The organism is Citrobacter sp. Cpo069, from assembly GCF_030332785.1.
GTDB lineage: Bacteria > Pseudomonadota > Gammaproteobacteria > Enterobacterales > Enterobacteriaceae > Citrobacter > Citrobacter portucalensis.
This window is the reverse complement of sequence record NZ_JAOWHD010000045.1, coordinates 193483-209289: the sequence shown is the minus strand read 5'-3', so window position 1 is coordinate 209289 and position 15807 is coordinate 193483. Positions and strand designations below refer to the sequence as shown.

At 52.2% G+C, this 15807-nt stretch carries 12 protein-coding genes; 6 read left to right on the top strand and 6 right to left on the bottom strand.

Features of this window, described 5'->3' with window-relative positions; genetic code table 11:
* The first annotated feature begins 85 nt into the window (after nt 1-85).
* The 5 genes from OGY08_RS09000 (at nt 86) to caiF (ending at nt 7327) form a co-directional block, all read left to right on the top strand.
* Entirely contained in the window at nt 86-718 is a 633-nt protein-coding gene (locus tag OGY08_RS09000; protein WP_032942337.1) for a serine-tRNA(Ala) deacylase AlaX, read from the top strand.
* A 268-nt stretch (nt 719-986) separates the two neighbouring features.
* Nucleotides 987-1808, top strand: a complete 822-nt coding sequence (dapB, locus tag OGY08_RS08995) for a 4-hydroxy-tetrahydrodipicolinate reductase (protein ID WP_286565859.1) — start codon at nt 987-989, stop codon at nt 1806-1808.
* Between the two features lie 455 nt (nt 1809-2263).
* The gene (carA, locus tag OGY08_RS08990) at nt 2264-3412 is read left to right on the top strand and encodes a glutamine-hydrolyzing carbamoyl-phosphate synthase small subunit (protein WP_003829709.1); all 1149 of its coding nucleotides are present in this window, start codon (nt 2264-2266) and stop codon (nt 3410-3412) included.
* 17 nt (nt 3413-3429) lie between these two features.
* Nucleotides 3430-6654: a carbamoyl-phosphate synthase large subunit gene (carB, locus tag OGY08_RS08985; RefSeq protein WP_003829707.1), complete on the top strand. Its 3225-nt coding sequence runs from the start codon at nt 3430-3432 to the stop codon at nt 6652-6654.
* A gap of 277 nt (nt 6655-6931) precedes the next feature.
* A complete protein-coding gene (gene caiF, locus OGY08_RS08980) occupies nt 6932-7327 on the top strand; it encodes a carnitine metabolism transcriptional regulator CaiF (protein ID WP_003829705.1) in 396 nt (131 codons plus the stop codon).
* A gap of 76 nt (nt 7328-7403) precedes the next feature.
* Here the strand turns inward: caiF and caiE are convergent, their stop codons facing one another.
* The 6 genes from caiE to caiT all read right to left on the bottom strand — a co-directional run bounded on the left by caiE (nt 7404) and on the right by caiT (nt 14548).
* Nucleotides 7404-8000, bottom strand: coding sequence for a carnitine operon protein CaiE (gene caiE / locus OGY08_RS08975; RefSeq protein WP_048214964.1), 597 nt, complete (start codon nt 7998-8000; stop codon nt 7404-7406).
* 55 nt (nt 8001-8055) lie between these two features.
* Nucleotides 8056-8841 (bottom strand): crotonobetainyl-CoA hydratase, encoded by a 786-nt coding sequence (gene caiD, locus OGY08_RS08970; protein ID WP_008786162.1) that lies wholly within the window; start codon nt 8839-8841, stop codon nt 8056-8058.
* A 54-nt stretch (nt 8842-8895) separates the two neighbouring features.
* Nucleotides 8896-10449, bottom strand: a complete 1554-nt coding sequence (gene caiC, locus OGY08_RS08965; protein ID WP_060682769.1) for a crotonobetaine/carnitine-CoA ligase — start codon at nt 10447-10449, stop codon at nt 8896-8898.
* 61 nt (nt 10450-10510) lie between these two features.
* Nucleotides 10511-11728 (bottom strand): L-carnitine CoA-transferase, encoded by a 1218-nt coding sequence (caiB, locus tag OGY08_RS08960; protein WP_003018901.1) that lies wholly within the window; start codon nt 11726-11728, stop codon nt 10511-10513.
* Between the two features lie 125 nt (nt 11729-11853).
* Nucleotides 11854-12996, bottom strand: a complete 1143-nt coding sequence (caiA, locus tag OGY08_RS08955) for a crotonobetainyl-CoA dehydrogenase (RefSeq protein ID WP_003018898.1) — start codon at nt 12994-12996, stop codon at nt 11854-11856.
* Nucleotides 12997-13030: 34 nt separating this feature from the next.
* Nucleotides 13031-14548 carry an L-carnitine/gamma-butyrobetaine antiporter gene (gene caiT / locus OGY08_RS08950; protein ID WP_003829695.1) on the bottom strand — a complete coding sequence of 506 codons (1518 nt, stop codon included), beginning with the start codon at nt 14546-14548 and terminating at the stop codon, nt 13031-13033.
* A 479-nt stretch (nt 14549-15027) separates the two neighbouring features.
* Between caiT and OGY08_RS08945 the strand changes: the two genes are divergently transcribed.
* Nucleotides 15028-15798 carry an electron transfer flavoprotein FixA gene (locus tag OGY08_RS08945; RefSeq protein WP_032942343.1) on the top strand — a complete coding sequence of 257 codons (771 nt, stop codon included), beginning with the start codon at nt 15028-15030 and terminating at the stop codon, nt 15796-15798.
* Nucleotides 15799-15807: the final 9 nt, after the last annotated feature.

Below are 15807 nucleotides of genomic sequence, written 5' to 3'. Positions count from 1 at the left end.
TACCAGGCAAAAATGCATTGAACCAGCGCAGGATTATCGCCGTCAGTAAAGTGAATATACTCTTCCCATCAAGAGGAGAGCAATCATGACTGAACGTCTTTATTACACCAGCGATAACACTGAAGGCCAGGCTAACTTACTGAGTTGCTCGGCTGAACCGGATGGACGGTACGCGGTGGTACTGGATAGAACCCTTTTTCACCCGCAGGGAGGCGGGCAGCCTGCGGATGCGGGCTGGATTGATGATGAGCGGGTTGAAACAGTCCTCGCGCGCGGTGACGATGTGGTGCACATCGTGGCAAAACCGCTCCTCCCCGGCATCGTGAACCTGTGTGTGGATGCCGCGTTGCGTCAACTGCACGCCCGCCTGCACTCGGCAGGACATCTTATCGGCCTGGCGGGTACAGCGTTTGGCTGGCTCCCGGTGAAAGCACACCATTGGCCCAATGAGGGGCGCATTACTTTCGCCGCCGGTGAAAACGGTACGTTACCGGATACGCTATCGCTGCAGGAGAAAATCAACGCCTGGCAGGCAGACAATCTCTCCAGACAAGTGACATTCACCGACGGGTTGCGGCAGGTTGGATTTGGTCCTCTCCTCGCTTATCCCTGCGGAGGGACGCATGTTGCCCATCTCTCTGAGATTGGACCGGTGACGATTACTCAGGTGAAGATGAAAAAAGGGCAAATGATCGTCAACTACACGCTCGTGCCATAAAACCACACTCGCGAAAATATCTACGCAGACTGGCTGATTTCTGCTCGTATTTCCGTCGTTTTCCCATCATTTTGCGCCATACTGAGTAAGTTTGACTTCTTTCCTGTGCTCCAGCAATGATTCATCCTGCGGGATGAATCATGTCTTTTACTGATATTCCCCTCTGTTTATCATTAAATTCTAATTATGGGTGTTTTCAGCTAGCGGCCTCCGGGCGCGCTGGTTACTCTGAAAACGGTTTACGCAATTTTTATAAAAGAGAATAGCTATGCATGAAGCACAAATCCGTGTCGCCATTGCCGGCGCCGGTGGCCGCATGGGACGGCAGTTAATCCAGGCCGCCATGGCGATGGAAGGTGTTCAATTGGGTGCCGCGTTAGAGCGCGAAGGCTCGTCCTTACTGGGAAGCGATGCCGGAGAATTAGCGGGGGCTGGAAAAACGGGCGTTACCGTGCAAAGCAGCCTTGAAGCGGTGAAAGATGATTTCGATGTTTTCATCGATTTTACCCGCCCGGAAGGCACGCTGGCGCATCTGGCGTTTTGCCGCCAGCACGGTAAAGGGATGGTGATTGGCACCACCGGCTTTGACGATGCCGGTAAACAGGCTATTCGTGATGCCGCGCAGGAGATTGCGATCGTTTTCGCCGCGAACTTTAGCGTCGGCGTGAACGTTATGCTTAAGCTGCTGGAGAAGGCGGCGAAAGTGATGGGCGATTACACCGATATTGAGATTATTGAAGCTCACCACCGCCATAAAGTTGATGCGCCGTCAGGCACTGCGCTGGCGATGGGCGAGGCGATTGCCGGGGCGCTGGATAAAGATTTAAAAGAGTGTGCCGTCTATTCGCGTGAAGGTTACACCGGCGAGCGCGTACCGGGCACGATTGGTTTTGCCACGGTGCGTGCGGGGGATATCGTCGGTGAGCATACCGCGATGTTTGCTGATAATGGCGAGCGTATTGAGATCACGCATAAAGCGTCCAGCCGCATGACTTTTGCCAATGGCGCAGTGCGTTCGGCAATTTGGCTAAAATCAAAGTCAAATGGTCTTTTTGACATGAAAGATGTGCTTGATTTACGCAGTTTATAGCTTTCATTACCCTTCGTGATGTGGTTATTGTAATCATAATTATTTGATTACATAGGGCAATATTTTATTGCCCTTTTATTTTTGGCTTCTGAATGTGTTTTTTCTTTTGATTGGTTATTTGTCTATGTTTTGTTGGGTGATTCTGTTATCTCAATGTAAATTTTGACCAAATGGTCCACTTTTTTCTCTCCCGCATTCTGTTTTTACACTCTTTGTCTGCCGCAAGCGTTTTCCACCCTGAGTTAGCTGATCTTTTTGCCTGTTAAATCGTGTATTTTATCCCAGTGGCGCAAAATAATAATAAAAAAAGCCCTTTTGGGTAGACTTTTGTGTGAGCTGTCTCTAGAATGCCGCCGTTTGCCAGAAATCCATAGGTAAGCAAATTTGCATTGATTCATGAGGTGTTAATGAATTAATATGCAAATAAAGTGAGTGAATATTCTCTGGAGGGTGTTTTGATTAAGTCAGCGCTATTGGTTCTGGAAGACGGAACCCAGTTTCACGGTCGGGCCATAGGGGCAACAGGTTCGGCGGTTGGGGAAGTCGTTTTCAATACTTCAATGACCGGTTATCAAGAAATCCTCACTGATCCTTCCTATTCCCGCCAAATCGTCACTCTTACTTATCCTCATATCGGTAATGTCGGCACCAATGAAGCCGATGCAGAATCTTCTCAGGTACATGCGCAAGGCTTGGTCATCCGCGACCTGCCGCTGATTGCCAGCAACTTCCGCGATACTGAAGACCTCTCTTCTTACCTCAAGCGCCATAACATTGTGGCGATTGCTGATATCGATACCCGTAAGCTGACGCGTTTGCTGCGTGAAAAGGGCGCACAGAACGGCTGCATCATCGCGGGCGATAACCCGGATGCGGCGCTGGCACTGGAAAAAGCAAAAGCTTTCCCAGGCCTGAACGGTATGGATCTGGCGAAAGAAGTGACCACCGCGGAGCCTTATAGTTGGACGCAGGGGAGCTGGACGCTAGCCGGTGACCTGCCGGAAGCGAAATCTGCCGATGAAATGCCGTTCCACGTTGTGGCTTACGATTTCGGCGCCAAACGTAACATTCTGCGTATGTTAGCGGACCGCGGCTGCCGCCTGACGGTTGTACCGGCGAAAACCTCAGCAGAAGACGTTCTGAAGATGAATCCGGACGGTATTTTCCTGTCCAACGGCCCTGGCGACCCGGCGCCGTGCGACTACGCAATTACCGCGATTCAGAAATTCCTCGAAACCGATATTCCGGTATTTGGCATCTGCCTCGGCCATCAGCTGCTGGCGCTGGCGAGCGGTGCGAAGACCATTAAGATGAAGTTTGGCCACCACGGCGGTAACCATCCGGTAAAAGATATTGATAACAATACCGTGATGATCACCGCACAGAACCACGGTTTTGCTGTAGATGAAGCTTCCATGCCTGCCAACCTGCGCGTGACCCACAAGTCACTGTTCGACGGCACCTTGCAGGGGATTCATCGTACCGACAAACCGGCGTTCAGCTTCCAGGGACACCCTGAAGCGAGTCCGGGTCCGCACGACGCTGCACCGTTGTTCGACCACTTTATCGAGTTAATTGAGCAATACCGTCAGTCCGCGAAATAATCAGGAGTAATAGAGCCATGCCAAAACGTACAGACATAAAAAGTATCCTGATTCTGGGCGCGGGTCCGATTGTTATCGGTCAGGCGTGTGAGTTTGACTATTCCGGCGCGCAGGCGTGTAAAGCCCTGCGTGAAGAGGGTTACCGCGTTATTCTGGTGAACTCGAACCCGGCAACCATCATGACCGATCCGGAAATGGCCGATGCCACTTACATCGAGCCGATTCACTGGGAAGTGGTGCGCAAAATTATTGAGAAAGAACGCCCGGATGCGGTGCTGCCAACCATGGGCGGTCAGACAGCGCTGAACTGTGCGCTGGAACTGGAACGCCAGGGCGTACTGGCTGAATTCGGCGTGACCATGATTGGCGCAACGGCGGATGCCATTGATAAAGCGGAAGATCGTCGTCGCTTCGATATCGCGATGAAAAAGATTGGTCTCGACACCGCACGTTCAGGCATCGCTCACACCATGGAAGAAGCGCTGGCGGTTGCCGCTGACGTTGGCTTCCCGTGCATTATCCGCCCTAGCTTCACCATGGGCGGCACCGGTGGCGGTATCGCCTATAACCGCGAAGAGTTCGAAGAAATCTGCGAACGCGGTCTGGATCTTTCCCCAACCAACGAGCTGCTGATTGATGAATCACTGATTGGCTGGAAAGAGTACGAGATGGAAGTGGTGCGTGATAAAAACGACAACTGCATCATCGTCTGCTCCATCGAAAACTTCGACGCGATGGGCATCCATACCGGTGACTCCATCACCGTAGCACCTGCCCAGACGCTGACCGACAAAGAATATCAAATCATGCGTAACGCCTCGATGGCGGTACTGCGTGAAATCGGCGTAGAAACCGGCGGCTCTAACGTCCAGTTTGCGGTAAACCCGAAAAACGGTCGCCTGATTGTCATCGAGATGAACCCGCGCGTGTCCCGCTCCTCGGCGCTGGCGTCCAAAGCTACCGGCTTCCCGATTGCGAAAGTTGCCGCCAAGCTGGCCGTAGGTTACACCCTCGACGAACTGATGAACGACATCACCGGTGGTCGTACTCCGGCCTCGTTTGAACCGTCCATCGACTACGTTGTGACGAAAATACCACGCTTCAACTTCGAGAAATTCGTTGGTGCTAACGACCGCCTGACCACGCAGATGAAATCTGTCGGTGAAGTGATGGCGATTGGTCGTACCCAGCAGGAATCGTTGCAGAAAGCGCTGCGCGGTCTGGAAGTGGGCGCAACCGGCTTCGACCCGAAAGTAAGCCTGGACGACCCGGAAGCACTGACTAAAATCCGTCGCGAACTGAAAGACGCTGGCGCTGAGCGTATCTGGTACATCGCCGATGCCTTCCGTGCTGGCCTGTCCGTCGATGGCGTGTTCAACCTGACCAACATCGACCGCTGGTTCCTGGTGCAGATCGAAGAGCTGGTACGTCTGGAAGAAAAAGTCACCGACCTTGGCATCAACGGCCTCGACGCTGACTTCCTGCGCGTACTGAAGCGCAAAGGCTTCGCCGATGCGCGTCTGGCGAAACTGGCCGGCGTTCGCGAAGCGGAAATCCGCAAACTGCGCGACCAGTACAATCTGCACCCGGTCTACAAACGCGTGGATACCTGTGCAGCAGAATTTGCCACCGACACCGCTTACATGTACTCCACCTATGAAGATGAGTGCGAAGCGAACCCGTCCGTTGACCGCGATAAAATCATGGTGCTGGGCGGTGGTCCAAACCGTATCGGTCAGGGCATTGAGTTTGACTACTGCTGCGTACACGCCTCGCTGGCGCTGCGCGAAGACGGTTACGAGACCATCATGGTCAACTGTAACCCGGAAACCGTTTCAACTGATTACGACACCTCCGACCGCCTGTACTTCGAGCCGGTCACGCTGGAAGACGTACTGGAAATCGTTCGTATCGAGAAGCCGAAAGGCGTCATCGTACAGTACGGCGGACAGACCCCGCTGAAGCTGGCGCGTGCGCTGGAAGCGGCAGGTGTACCGGTTATCGGTACCAGCCCGGATGCCATCGACCGCGCGGAAGACCGCGAGCGTTTCCAGCAGGCGGTTGACCGTCTGAAGCTGAAACAACCGGCGAATGCTACCGTAACGGCTATCGAACAGGCTGTTGAGAAGGCGAAAGAGATTGGCTACCCGCTGGTGGTGCGTCCGTCGTATGTTCTCGGTGGTCGCGCGATGGAAATCGTCTACGACGAAGCCGACCTGCGTCGCTACTTCCAGACCGCAGTCAGCGTTTCTAACGATGCGCCGGTACTGCTGGACCGTTTCCTTGATGACGCGGTTGAAGTGGACGTGGACGCTATCTGCGACGGTGAAATGGTGCTGATTGGCGGCATCATGGAGCATATCGAACAGGCGGGCGTGCACTCCGGTGACTCCGCATGTTCTCTGCCTGCTTACACCCTGAGCCAGGAAATTCAGGATGTGATGCGCCAACAGGTGCAGAAACTGGCTTTCGAACTGCAGGTTCGCGGTCTGATGAACGTCCAGTTTGCAGTGAAGAATAACGAAGTTTACCTGATTGAAGTGAACCCGCGTGCAGCGCGTACCGTTCCGTTCGTCTCCAAGGCAACTGGTGTACCGCTGGCGAAAGTCGCGGCGCGCGTGATGGCCGGGAAAACGCTGGCACAGCAGGGCGTAACCAAAGAAGTTATCCCGCCGTATTACTCGGTAAAAGAAGTGGTGCTGCCGTTCAACAAATTCCCGGGCGTTGACCCGCTGTTAGGGCCAGAAATGCGCTCTACCGGGGAAGTGATGGGCGTGGGCCGTACCTTCGCGGAAGCGTTCGCCAAGGCACAGCTGGGCAGCAGCTCCACCATGAAAAAACAGGGTCGTGCGCTGCTCTCCGTTCGCGAAGGCGATAAAGAGCGCGTGGTTGACCTGGCAGCGAAACTGCTGAAGTTTGGCTTCGAGCTGGATGCGACGCACGGGACCGCGATTGTGCTGGGTGAAGCGGGTATCAATCCACGTCTGGTGAACAAGGTGCATGAAGGTCGTCCGCACATTCAGGACCGTATCAAGAATGGCGAGTACACCTATATCATCAACACCACCGAAGGTCGTCAGGCGATTGAAGACTCCAAGCTGATTCGCCGCAGCGCGCTGCAGTACAAAGTGCATTATGACACTACGCTGAACGGCGGTTTCGCCACAGCGATGGCGTTGAATGCCGATGCCACCGAGAAGGTAACCTCGGTGCAGGAAATGCACGCGCAGATCAAAAAGTAATAAACAAAAGGTCCGGTGAATATTGCTCTAACCGGACCTGTAATATAATTTTGAAAGGGTTTCTGTAAAGAAACCCTTTTTTTGTCTTGCGTAAGGTCATTCCTGGACAAGTCCGTTTCCGTAACCACATTTTCAATGTAATAAGCACGATATTGCTCACACTAATCAACATTCAAGTCGCATACTATCCTTTATATCCACAATTTTAATATGGCTTAGTTTTTATTAATTTGGACAGGCCGTAGCCAGATTTTTAATTTGTGAAAATGGTGTGCTTATGTGTGAAAAATATGTTGAAAGACCGCTTTATTTGTTAATTGCTGACTGGATGATGGCCGAGGATCGTTGGATCACCGCAAAGGAAATTTCCCGCCATTTTGATATCGAGCACTGCAAAGCAATTAATACGCTCTCTTATATTCTGTCGGAAGTGGGGGAAATTGTTTGTGAAGTGAAGATGATCCCTAACCAGATTGCAGGACGAGGCTGTCAGTGCCAGCGCCTGGTAAAAGTCGTGAGTATTGACTCTCATCTCTACAGCCGACTGAATCACAATTTGCAGGAGAAAAAGGTGAGCATGGCGAAAACGCCACGCCTGTCTGCCGTTCCTCCAACAGAGCTCAACCGTGAGCAGAAATGGCAGATGATGCTCTCCAAGAGTATGCGTCGCTAATAATCAGTTTGCCTGATGGCGGCATAAACGGTGATTGACGCGTAGGCCGGATAAGCGTGAGCGCATCCGGCATCAATTATTGTGCTGATTTGGGTTTTACGTCCGTTGTGCCTTTCAGGCGTGGCCGGTTTTCTTCGACCCGCGTTAAGGGCTGCGTTTCGTGTAGACCTGTGTGGCAGCGAGTTGCAAGATCCTGATACTCTTTGGTGTTTAGCCGTTTCCAGTGCAGTTCCTGGTCCGTGACTTCACGCAATACGCGAGCGGGTGAGCCAACCAGCATCTGCCTTGCCTCTCCCTGAAATCCGGCTTTGACAAAACTCATAGCGGCGACAATGCTCTCTTCGCCAATCACTGCGCCGTCCATAATGACGCTGTTCATGCCGATCAGCGCATCTCTGCCCACCACGCAACCGTGCAGGATTGCGCCATGGCCGATGTGTCCGTTTTCATGCACGATGGTATCGGTGTCACAGTAGCCGTGCATGATGCAGCCATCCTGCAAATTAGAACCTGCCTCCAGGATCAAGCGACCATAGTCACCGCGCAATGACGCGTGCGGGCCAATATAAACTCCGGCACCCACTATGACATCGCCAATCAGCACGGCGCTGGGATGGACAAAGGCATCCGGATGTACCACCGGAATCAGGCCCTCAAAGGCGTAGTAGCTCATCGTTTTATCTCGGTTTTATTGCCGGATAAGCGAATCGCTATCCGGCATCGGCACATTAACGACCTTTCCACACCGGGTCGCGTTTTTCGGCAAACGCCTGCGGACCTTCAAGCGCATCTTCCGAATGCAGTACAGATGGATAGTGCTTCAGCACGCCGCTGCGGATGTAGCGGTAGCCTTCTTCCACCGTCATTTCGCTAGTGGTGCGATAGATCTCTTTCAGTGCGGCGATAGCCAGCGGGGCGCTATTGACCAACTGCTGCGCCAGTTCACGCGCGCTATCCATCAGTTCGCCCTGGCTGACAACGCGGTTGACGATGCCCCAACGCAGCGCTTCTTCGGCGCTCATTCGTCTGCCGGTCATCACCATTTCGTTGACGATTGCCGGTGGCAGCAGCTTAGGCAGACGCAGTACGCCGCCGCTGTCAGGCACGATCCCGAGCTTGGCTTCCGGCAGTGCGAAGCTGGCATTTTCCGCGCAGACAATAAAATCCGCTGCCAGCGCCAATTCAAAACCACCGCCAAACGCATAGCCGTTTACCGCAGCGATGACCGGCTTATCGAGATCGAAAATTTCGGTTAAACCGGCGAAGCCGCCTGGGCCAAAATCGGCATCTGGCGCTTCACCTTCAGCTGCCGCTTTTAAGTCCCAGCCTGCAGAAAAGAATTTCTCACCGCCGCCGGTGATAATCGCTACGCGTAATTCCGGGTCGTCACGAAAATTAAGAAACGCTTCACCCATGGCAAAGCTGGTTTTGGCGTCAATGGCATTGGCTTTAGGCCGGTCGAGGGTAATTTCCAGGATCGGGCCGTTACGGGTCAGATGTAATGAATCACTCATAGTTCATCTCCAGATAAATAGATTTCCCGGCAGGAGGAGTTCCTGTCGGAAGGGTTATTTCAGATTTTTTTTGATTATTTTTCCTGAACAATTGCGCGGCAGGTCGGTTCTTATCTCCATAAAAGAGGGAACCTTGAATTTCGCCATATTGTTTTCGCAGAAGCTGAAGAACTCGGCTTCGCTTAATGTTTCACCTTCATTAAGGACGATAAACGCTTTAATGGCTTCATCACGGATTGAATCTTTAATACCGACAACCACAATGTCCTGAATTTTGGGATGCGCAGAAATAATATTTTCCAGCTCGACGCAGGAGACATTTTCTCCGCCGCGTTTAATCATGTTGCAGCGCCTGTCGACGAAATAAAAATAGCCATCCTCATCCTGATAGCCCGAATCACCGGTATGTAACCAGCCCTCAGGTTCCAGCGCTTTGGCGGTAGCCTCCGGCTGCGCGTAGTACTCTTTGAAGATTGTTTTGCCCGGCACGCCTTTAATACAGATTTCGCCAATTTCTCCGGCGGGCAGGGGACGGTTGTGATCGTCACGGATTTCGGCTTCATAGCTAAATCCCACGCGGCCAATGGAGGGCCAGCGTCGTTTGTCACCGGGACGGTCGCCGATAATACCGACGATGGTTTCAGTCATACCGTAGGAGGTCAGCAGCCTGACGCCAAAGCGTTCGGTAAAATCGTCTTTTTCCTGCTCGGATAAATTGAGGTAGAACATCACTTCGCGCAGGTGATGCTGTCTGTCGGTTGGTGCAGCGGGCTGCACCATTAGCGTTCTGATCATCATCGGAATGCATTCGGTAACCGTCGCCTTATATCTATGCACCTGATTCCAGAACGCCCTGGCACTGTACTTCTCTAGCAGCACAAAGGTGCTGCCAGCGGAGAATGCGGGCATTGCGGCGGTACACTGACAGTCGATATGAAACGCGGGCATCACCGTCATGTAGACGTCATCATCGCGCAGGGCGATTTGCCAGGCAGAGTAGTAGCCTGCAAAACGCAGGTTGTAGTGGGTAATTACCACCCCTTTAGGCCGCGAGGTGGTGCCTGAGGTAAACAGAATTTCCGCCGTATCGTCAGTGGATAACGCGGGCGTATAGCACAGCGTGGTGGACTGGCGGGATTGCAGTTGGGTAAAGTGACTCACACCGTCGTCAGCCGGAAGCTGTTCGCCAATCAGACAGATATGATTAAGCGGGGTGCTATTTTCCAGTCGTATCTGGCGGTACATAGGATAAAACTGGGCGCTGGTGACCAGCAGACTTACCTGGCTGTTTTGCAGGATCCAGGCACTTTCTTCACCCAGCAAGCGGGCATTAATCGGTACCATGATGGCGCCAATTTTTGCCAGCCCAAACCAGCAAAAAATGAATTCCGGACAGTTATCCAGATGCAATGCGACCTTATCGCCCTTGCGGATCCCTAAGGAATGGAACAGGTTTGCCGTGCGGTTAATCTCTTCATTGAGCGAGGCATAGCTAAACTGCCGAACGATTCCTTCGCAGGATTCGAAAATTAACGCCGTTTTATCTCCGTACACCCCGGCCAGGTCGTCCCACATCTGACGTAAGTTTTGTCCGCCAACGATATCCATATTGCTTTATCCACTGAAATCAGGCGTGAGCGCTAACCATCGAGGGGTCAGCGCGTCGCGTTTATTCCTCAACTCTGGCCAGGCCTTTGCCGACCAGCTCATTTATGTCTGCTTCGCTATAACCAATATTTTTCAGAATGGCGGCAGTATCCATGCCATGTGACGGCATGCCACGCCAGATTTTCCCCGGGTTGTTTTTAAATTTCGGCATGATGTTTGGCCCTTTGCAGGTGCGGCCATCCATTGTTTGCCACTGAGTAATAGATTCACGGGCAACGTACTGCGGGTTGCCTTCCAGTTCAGGAATAGTCAGCACCTTCGCGCATGCGATGTTCAGCTCAGCAAAGCGCGCCTGGACTTCGGCGATGGTGTGCGTTGCCAGCCAGGCGTCCAGTTTCTCTTCCACAAGCGGGCCGTAAGGGCATTCCACACGATGGATAAGCTGGGTGCCTTCCGGGACTTCCGGTGTGCCAAGAATGTGGGCGAGGCCAATATCCTTGAAGCATTCGTTGATTTGCGTGATGCCGACCAGCTCCATGACGATATAGCCATCGGCGCATTTATACAGGCCGCAGCCAGCGTAATACGGGTCTTTGCCTTTGGTCATGCGTGGGCAAATTTCGCCGCCGTTGAAGTAATCCATCATGAAATACTGACCCATGCGCAGCATCACTTCGTACATAGCGATATCGATGCTTTCACCTTTACCCGTTTCGCGCACTTTGTGCAGGGCCGCCAGCGCTGCTGTCGTTGCGGTCATCCCGGAGAAGTAATCGGCGGTGTACGGGAAGGCGGGCATTGGCTGATCCACGTCGCCGTTTTGGATCAGATAGCCGCTGAACGCCTGTGCGATGGTGTTATACGCCGGAAGATTGGTGTACTCCTCGGTACCAAACTGGCCGAAGCCGGAAAGATGGGCGATAACCAGCTTCGGGTTATGTTCCCACAGCACTTCATCGGTAATACCGCGGCGGGCAAAGGCCGGGCCTTTACTGGCTTCAATGAAAATATCGGTGGTTTCCATCAGCTTCAGAAACGCTTCCCGGCCTTCATCTTTGAAAATATTCAGCGACAGGGCGTGCAGGTTACGGCGTGAGAGCTGCGGATAGTTAGGCTGTACGCGGATGGTATCGGCCCATGCGACGTTTTCAATCCAGATAACCTCAGCGCCCCATTCGGCGAACATCTGTCCGGCGAACGGACCGGCAATTTCGATCCCTGAAAAGACAACGCGTACCCCGGAAAGCGGGCCGAAGGCTGGCATTGGTAAATGATTCATCATTTTTCTCCTGGCATTTATGGGTGTCCATGTAGGCCGGATAAGACGCCTTAGCGTCGCCATCCGGCATTGATTGCCTGATGGCGACGCTAAGGCGTCTTATCAGGCCTACAGGTTGCGTCGTTCTATCGGTATTGCTTGAGTACCGCACGACCCAACGTCAGGATCTGCATTTCGTCAGAACCACCAGAAACACGGTCAACGCGCAGGTCACGCCAGAAACGCGTGATGCGGTGGTTGCCCGCGATACCAACACCTCCCAGTACCTGCATGGCGGTGTCTACCACTTCAAACGCGGCGTTGGCGCAGAAGTATTTACACATTGCCGCGTCACCCGAAGTAATGGTGCCGTTATCCGCTTTCCATGCGGCTTCCAACAGCATGTTCTTCATGGAGTTCAGTTTGATCGCCATGTGCGCGAACTTCTCCTGGATCAGCTGGAAACGGCCGATCGTTTCGCCAAACTGTACGCGTTGGTTGGCGTAGCGCGCGGCGTCTTCAAAAGCGCACATTGCCGTACCGTAGTTGGTCAGCGCGACGAGGAAGCGTTCATGGTCAAACTCTTCTTTCACACGGTTGAAGCCATTACCTTCCCGACCGAACATGTCTTTCTCGTCCAGTTCAACGTCATCAAAGGTGATTTCACAGCAGCTATCCATGCGCAGACCGAGTTTCTCCAGTTTGTTGACCTTGATACCCGCTTTGCTCATGTCAACAAACCACTCGGTATAAACAGGTTTATCCGGCGATGCACCATCTCTCGCCATCACTACGATGTACGGGGTATAGGCGCTACTGGTGATAAAGCACTTACTGCCATTAAGATAAACCTTACCATTTTTGCGTGTATAAGTGGTTTTCAGACTGCCAACATCCGATCCCGCTCCCGGTTCGGTGATAGCAGAGTTCCACATCTGCTTACCGGTGCCCTGGAACGCCATGATTTTATCAATTTGCTCCTGAGTCCCTTCACGCAGGAAAGTGTTAAAACCTCCCGGTAATTGGTACAACACGTAAGTCGGTGCGCCAAGACGTCCGAGTTCCATCCAGACGGCGGCAACGGTGACAAAACCGGCTTCCAGGCCGCCGTGTTCTTCTGGGATCAACAGGCTATCGATGCCCATATCCGCCAGCGCTTTTACAAAACGCTCAGGGTAGACGCTGTCGCGATCGCACTCGGCAAAATAAGCTTCCCAGTTCTCACTGGCCATCAGTTCACGAATACCGGCGACAAACAGTTCCTGCTCGTCATTTAAGTTGAAATCCATCTTTCAGCCTCTTGATCAATTGGGTTAATAAGAATTACTTGTCTTTCCAGTGCACTTTGGCGTCTTTAATAAAGGACAGCGTCACCATGATGTTGACGAAGAACAGCGGACATCCCCCGGCGATAATTGCGGTCTGAATAGGCTTCAGCCCACCCAGCGCCAGCAGAACGATGCCGATGACGCCGACCAGAACGGACCAACCGATACGCACCAACAGCGGCGGTTCTTCACCATCACGAACTTCGCGACAGGTGGACATCGCCAGGGTGTAGGAGCAGGCGTTAATCAGCGTGACGGTGGCAATAAAGCAGAGGATAAAGAATCCCCACATGGTGGCGGTGCTGAGCGGTAAAGCAGCCCAGGTTTCGATAATGGCGCGCGCCACGCCGTGTTGTTCAATCAGTTGCGGGATGTTGAGAATGTTTTTATCCATCAGCAGCAGCGTGTTGCTGCCAAGGACGGTCCACAGGATCCAGGTGGAAGCGGTCAGGCCCAGTACCATCCCGAAACACAGTTCACGTACGGTACGACCGCGAGAAATACGTGCCAGGAAGATACTCATCTGGATAGCGTAAATAACCCACCACGCCCAGTAGAAAACAGTCCAGCCCTGCGGGAATCCGCCTTTGCCGATGGCATCGGTATAGAACAGCATGCGCGGCAGATGCATCAGCAGCATGCCGACCGAGTCGGTGAAGTAGTTCATGATGAAGCTGGCGCCGCTGACGATAAACACCCAGCCGAGCATCAGGAAGCTCAGATAACTACGTACGTCGCTGGCGATCTTGACCCCTTTTTGCAGGCCGCAGGCCACGCAAATGGCGTTCAATATGATCCAGCAGGTAATGATGATGGCGTCGAGTTGCAGCGTATGCGGAATACCGAACAGCCATTGCATACACTCGGTTACCAGCGGGGTAGCGAGACCGAGGCTGGTGCCCATCGCGAAGATCAGCGCCACCAGATAGAAGTTATCGACGATGGTGCCGAACAAGCCCTTAGCATGCTTCTCGCCAACTAACGGTACCAGCGTGGAACTGGGGCGGATAACGTCCATTTTGCGTACAAAGAAGAAGTAGGCGAACGCGACTGAAAGGAAGCTGTAGGTCGCCCACGGCAGCGGTCCCCAGTGGAACAAGCTGTACGCCAGAGCTATCTCTTTTGCGCCAACGGAGTTGGGGGCGAGAGCAAACGGCGGGGTAGAGATATAGTAGTAGATCTCGATGGAACCCCAGAACAGCACCGCGGCGGATGTACAGGAAGCGAACATCATAAAAATCCAGCTGGCGGTACTAAACTCAGGTTTTTCGTCGCCTAATTTCTTTTTCGAATACGGGCCAAAGACCAACCAGAACCAGCCGAAGAGCATGACGACCATATACCATTCGAATGCCCAACCCCAGACGTTGGTGACATAACTGAATACCGCATTAATAACGACGTTAGCGGCATCAAGATCTCTTACTGTTAACCAACAAAGTATCCCAACAATTATTAATGGCGGAAAAAAAACCTTCGGTTCAATTCCCGACTTTCTCTTTTCATTTTTCATAAGTGAATTCCAGTGTGAAAACGAAATTTATTTAGCGTGCCCGTATGTGATCGTTTGTTTATTTATTATTAATGATTTGTTGATAACTTTTTAACCTCTGGGCGCCTCAGTGAGTAACTCATAATGGGTATTCATTTCCGGCTATTCTGTTATCTGCGTCACACTTTCTTATGCTGGTTATTTTGTCTGAAAATACAAATAATTTCCTTATTAATCATAATGTTGATGTTTCTTTTTTAACTTTTTTAAGTGACTGACGTTCAATATTGTTGAACCAGCAGACAATATTGAAAATTTTCGTATTTGACATGTTTCTTTCAATATTGGTGAGGTGCATAACACTATTGAAAGTTACGAATATCAATGTGTGACATTTTCAATATTGGTGATTAATGTTTTATTTCCGAATTAAAGAGCGTGATATCTGTATTTAACACCGCCGATATAAATACGTTTCCTTCATGATTTCTGGAGATGCAATGAAGATAATTACTTGCTACAAATGCGTACCTGATGAGCAGGATATTGCGATTAATAATGCTGATGGAACACTCGATTTCAGCAAAGCAGATGGCAAAATCAGCCAATATGATCTGAATGCGATCGAAGCGGCTTGCCAGTTAAAACAGCAGGTGGGAGAGGCTCAGGTTGTGGCCATGAGCGTCGGCGGCAAAGCGCTGACCAATGCAAAAGGGCGCAAAGATGTGCTCTCCCGTGGCCCTGATGAACTGATTGTTGTCATTGACGATCAATTTGAACAGGCGCTGCCGCAACAAACCGCCACTGCGCTGGCTGCCGCCGCACAAAAATCAGGTTTTGATCTGCTTATTTGCGGCGACGGTTCTTCCGATCTTTATGCACAGCAGGTTGGTCTGCTGGTGGGCGAAATGCTGAACGTGCCGGCGATTAACGGCGTGAGTAAAATCCTCTCTCTTACCGACAGCACGCTGACGGTAGAGCGTGAACTGGAAGATGAAGTTGAAACCCTGAGTATCCCGCTTCCGGCGGTGATCGCGGTCTCTACCGACATCAACACCCCTCAAATCCCTTCCATGAAAGCCATTCTTGGTGCAGCGAAAAAACCGGTCCAGGTCTGGTCGTCTGCGGACATTGGGCTGAACGGCGCGCAAGCGTATTCCGAACAACAGGTTGCCGCACCGAAGCAGCGCGAGCGTCAGCGCGTTGTGATTGAAGGTGACGGTGAAGAACAGATTGCCGCGTTTGTCGAGAATCTTCGCAAAATCATTTAATTATCAGGG

What these genes read in the sequence shown, in the direction of transcription:
- OGY08_RS09000 (WP_032942337.1), top strand. Translation starts at nt 86, where the DNA reads ATGACTGAACGTCTTTATTACACCAGCGATAACACTGAAGGCCAGGCT.
- dapB (WP_286565859.1), top strand. Translation starts at nt 987, where the DNA reads ATGCATGAAGCACAAATCCGTGTCGCCATTGCCGGCGCCGGTGGCCGC.
- carB (WP_003829707.1), top strand. Translation starts at nt 3,430, where the DNA reads ATGCCAAAACGTACAGACATAAAAAGTATCCTGATTCTGGGCGCGGGT.
- caiF (WP_003829705.1), top strand. Translation starts at nt 6,932, where the DNA reads ATGTGTGAAAAATATGTTGAAAGACCGCTTTATTTGTTAATTGCTGAC.
- caiE (WP_048214964.1), bottom strand. Translation starts at nt 8,000, where the DNA reads ATGAGCTACTACGCCTTTGAGGGCCTGATTCCGGTGGTACATCCGGAT.
- caiD (WP_008786162.1), bottom strand. Translation starts at nt 8,841, where the DNA reads ATGAGTGATTCATTACATCTGACCCGTAACGGCCCGATCCTGGAAATT.
- caiC (WP_060682769.1), bottom strand. Translation starts at nt 10,449, where the DNA reads ATGGATATCGTTGGCGGACAAAACTTACGTCAGATGTGGGACGACCTG.
- caiB (WP_003018901.1), bottom strand. Translation starts at nt 11,728, where the DNA reads ATGAATCATTTACCAATGCCAGCCTTCGGCCCGCTTTCCGGGGTACGC.
- caiA (WP_003018898.1), bottom strand. Translation starts at nt 12,996, where the DNA reads ATGGATTTCAACTTAAATGACGAGCAGGAACTGTTTGTCGCCGGTATT.
- caiT (WP_003829695.1), bottom strand. Translation starts at nt 14,548, where the DNA reads ATGAAAAATGAAAAGAGAAAGTCGGGAATTGAACCGAAGGTTTTTTTT.
- OGY08_RS08945 (WP_032942343.1), top strand. Translation starts at nt 15,028, where the DNA reads ATGAAGATAATTACTTGCTACAAATGCGTACCTGATGAGCAGGATATT.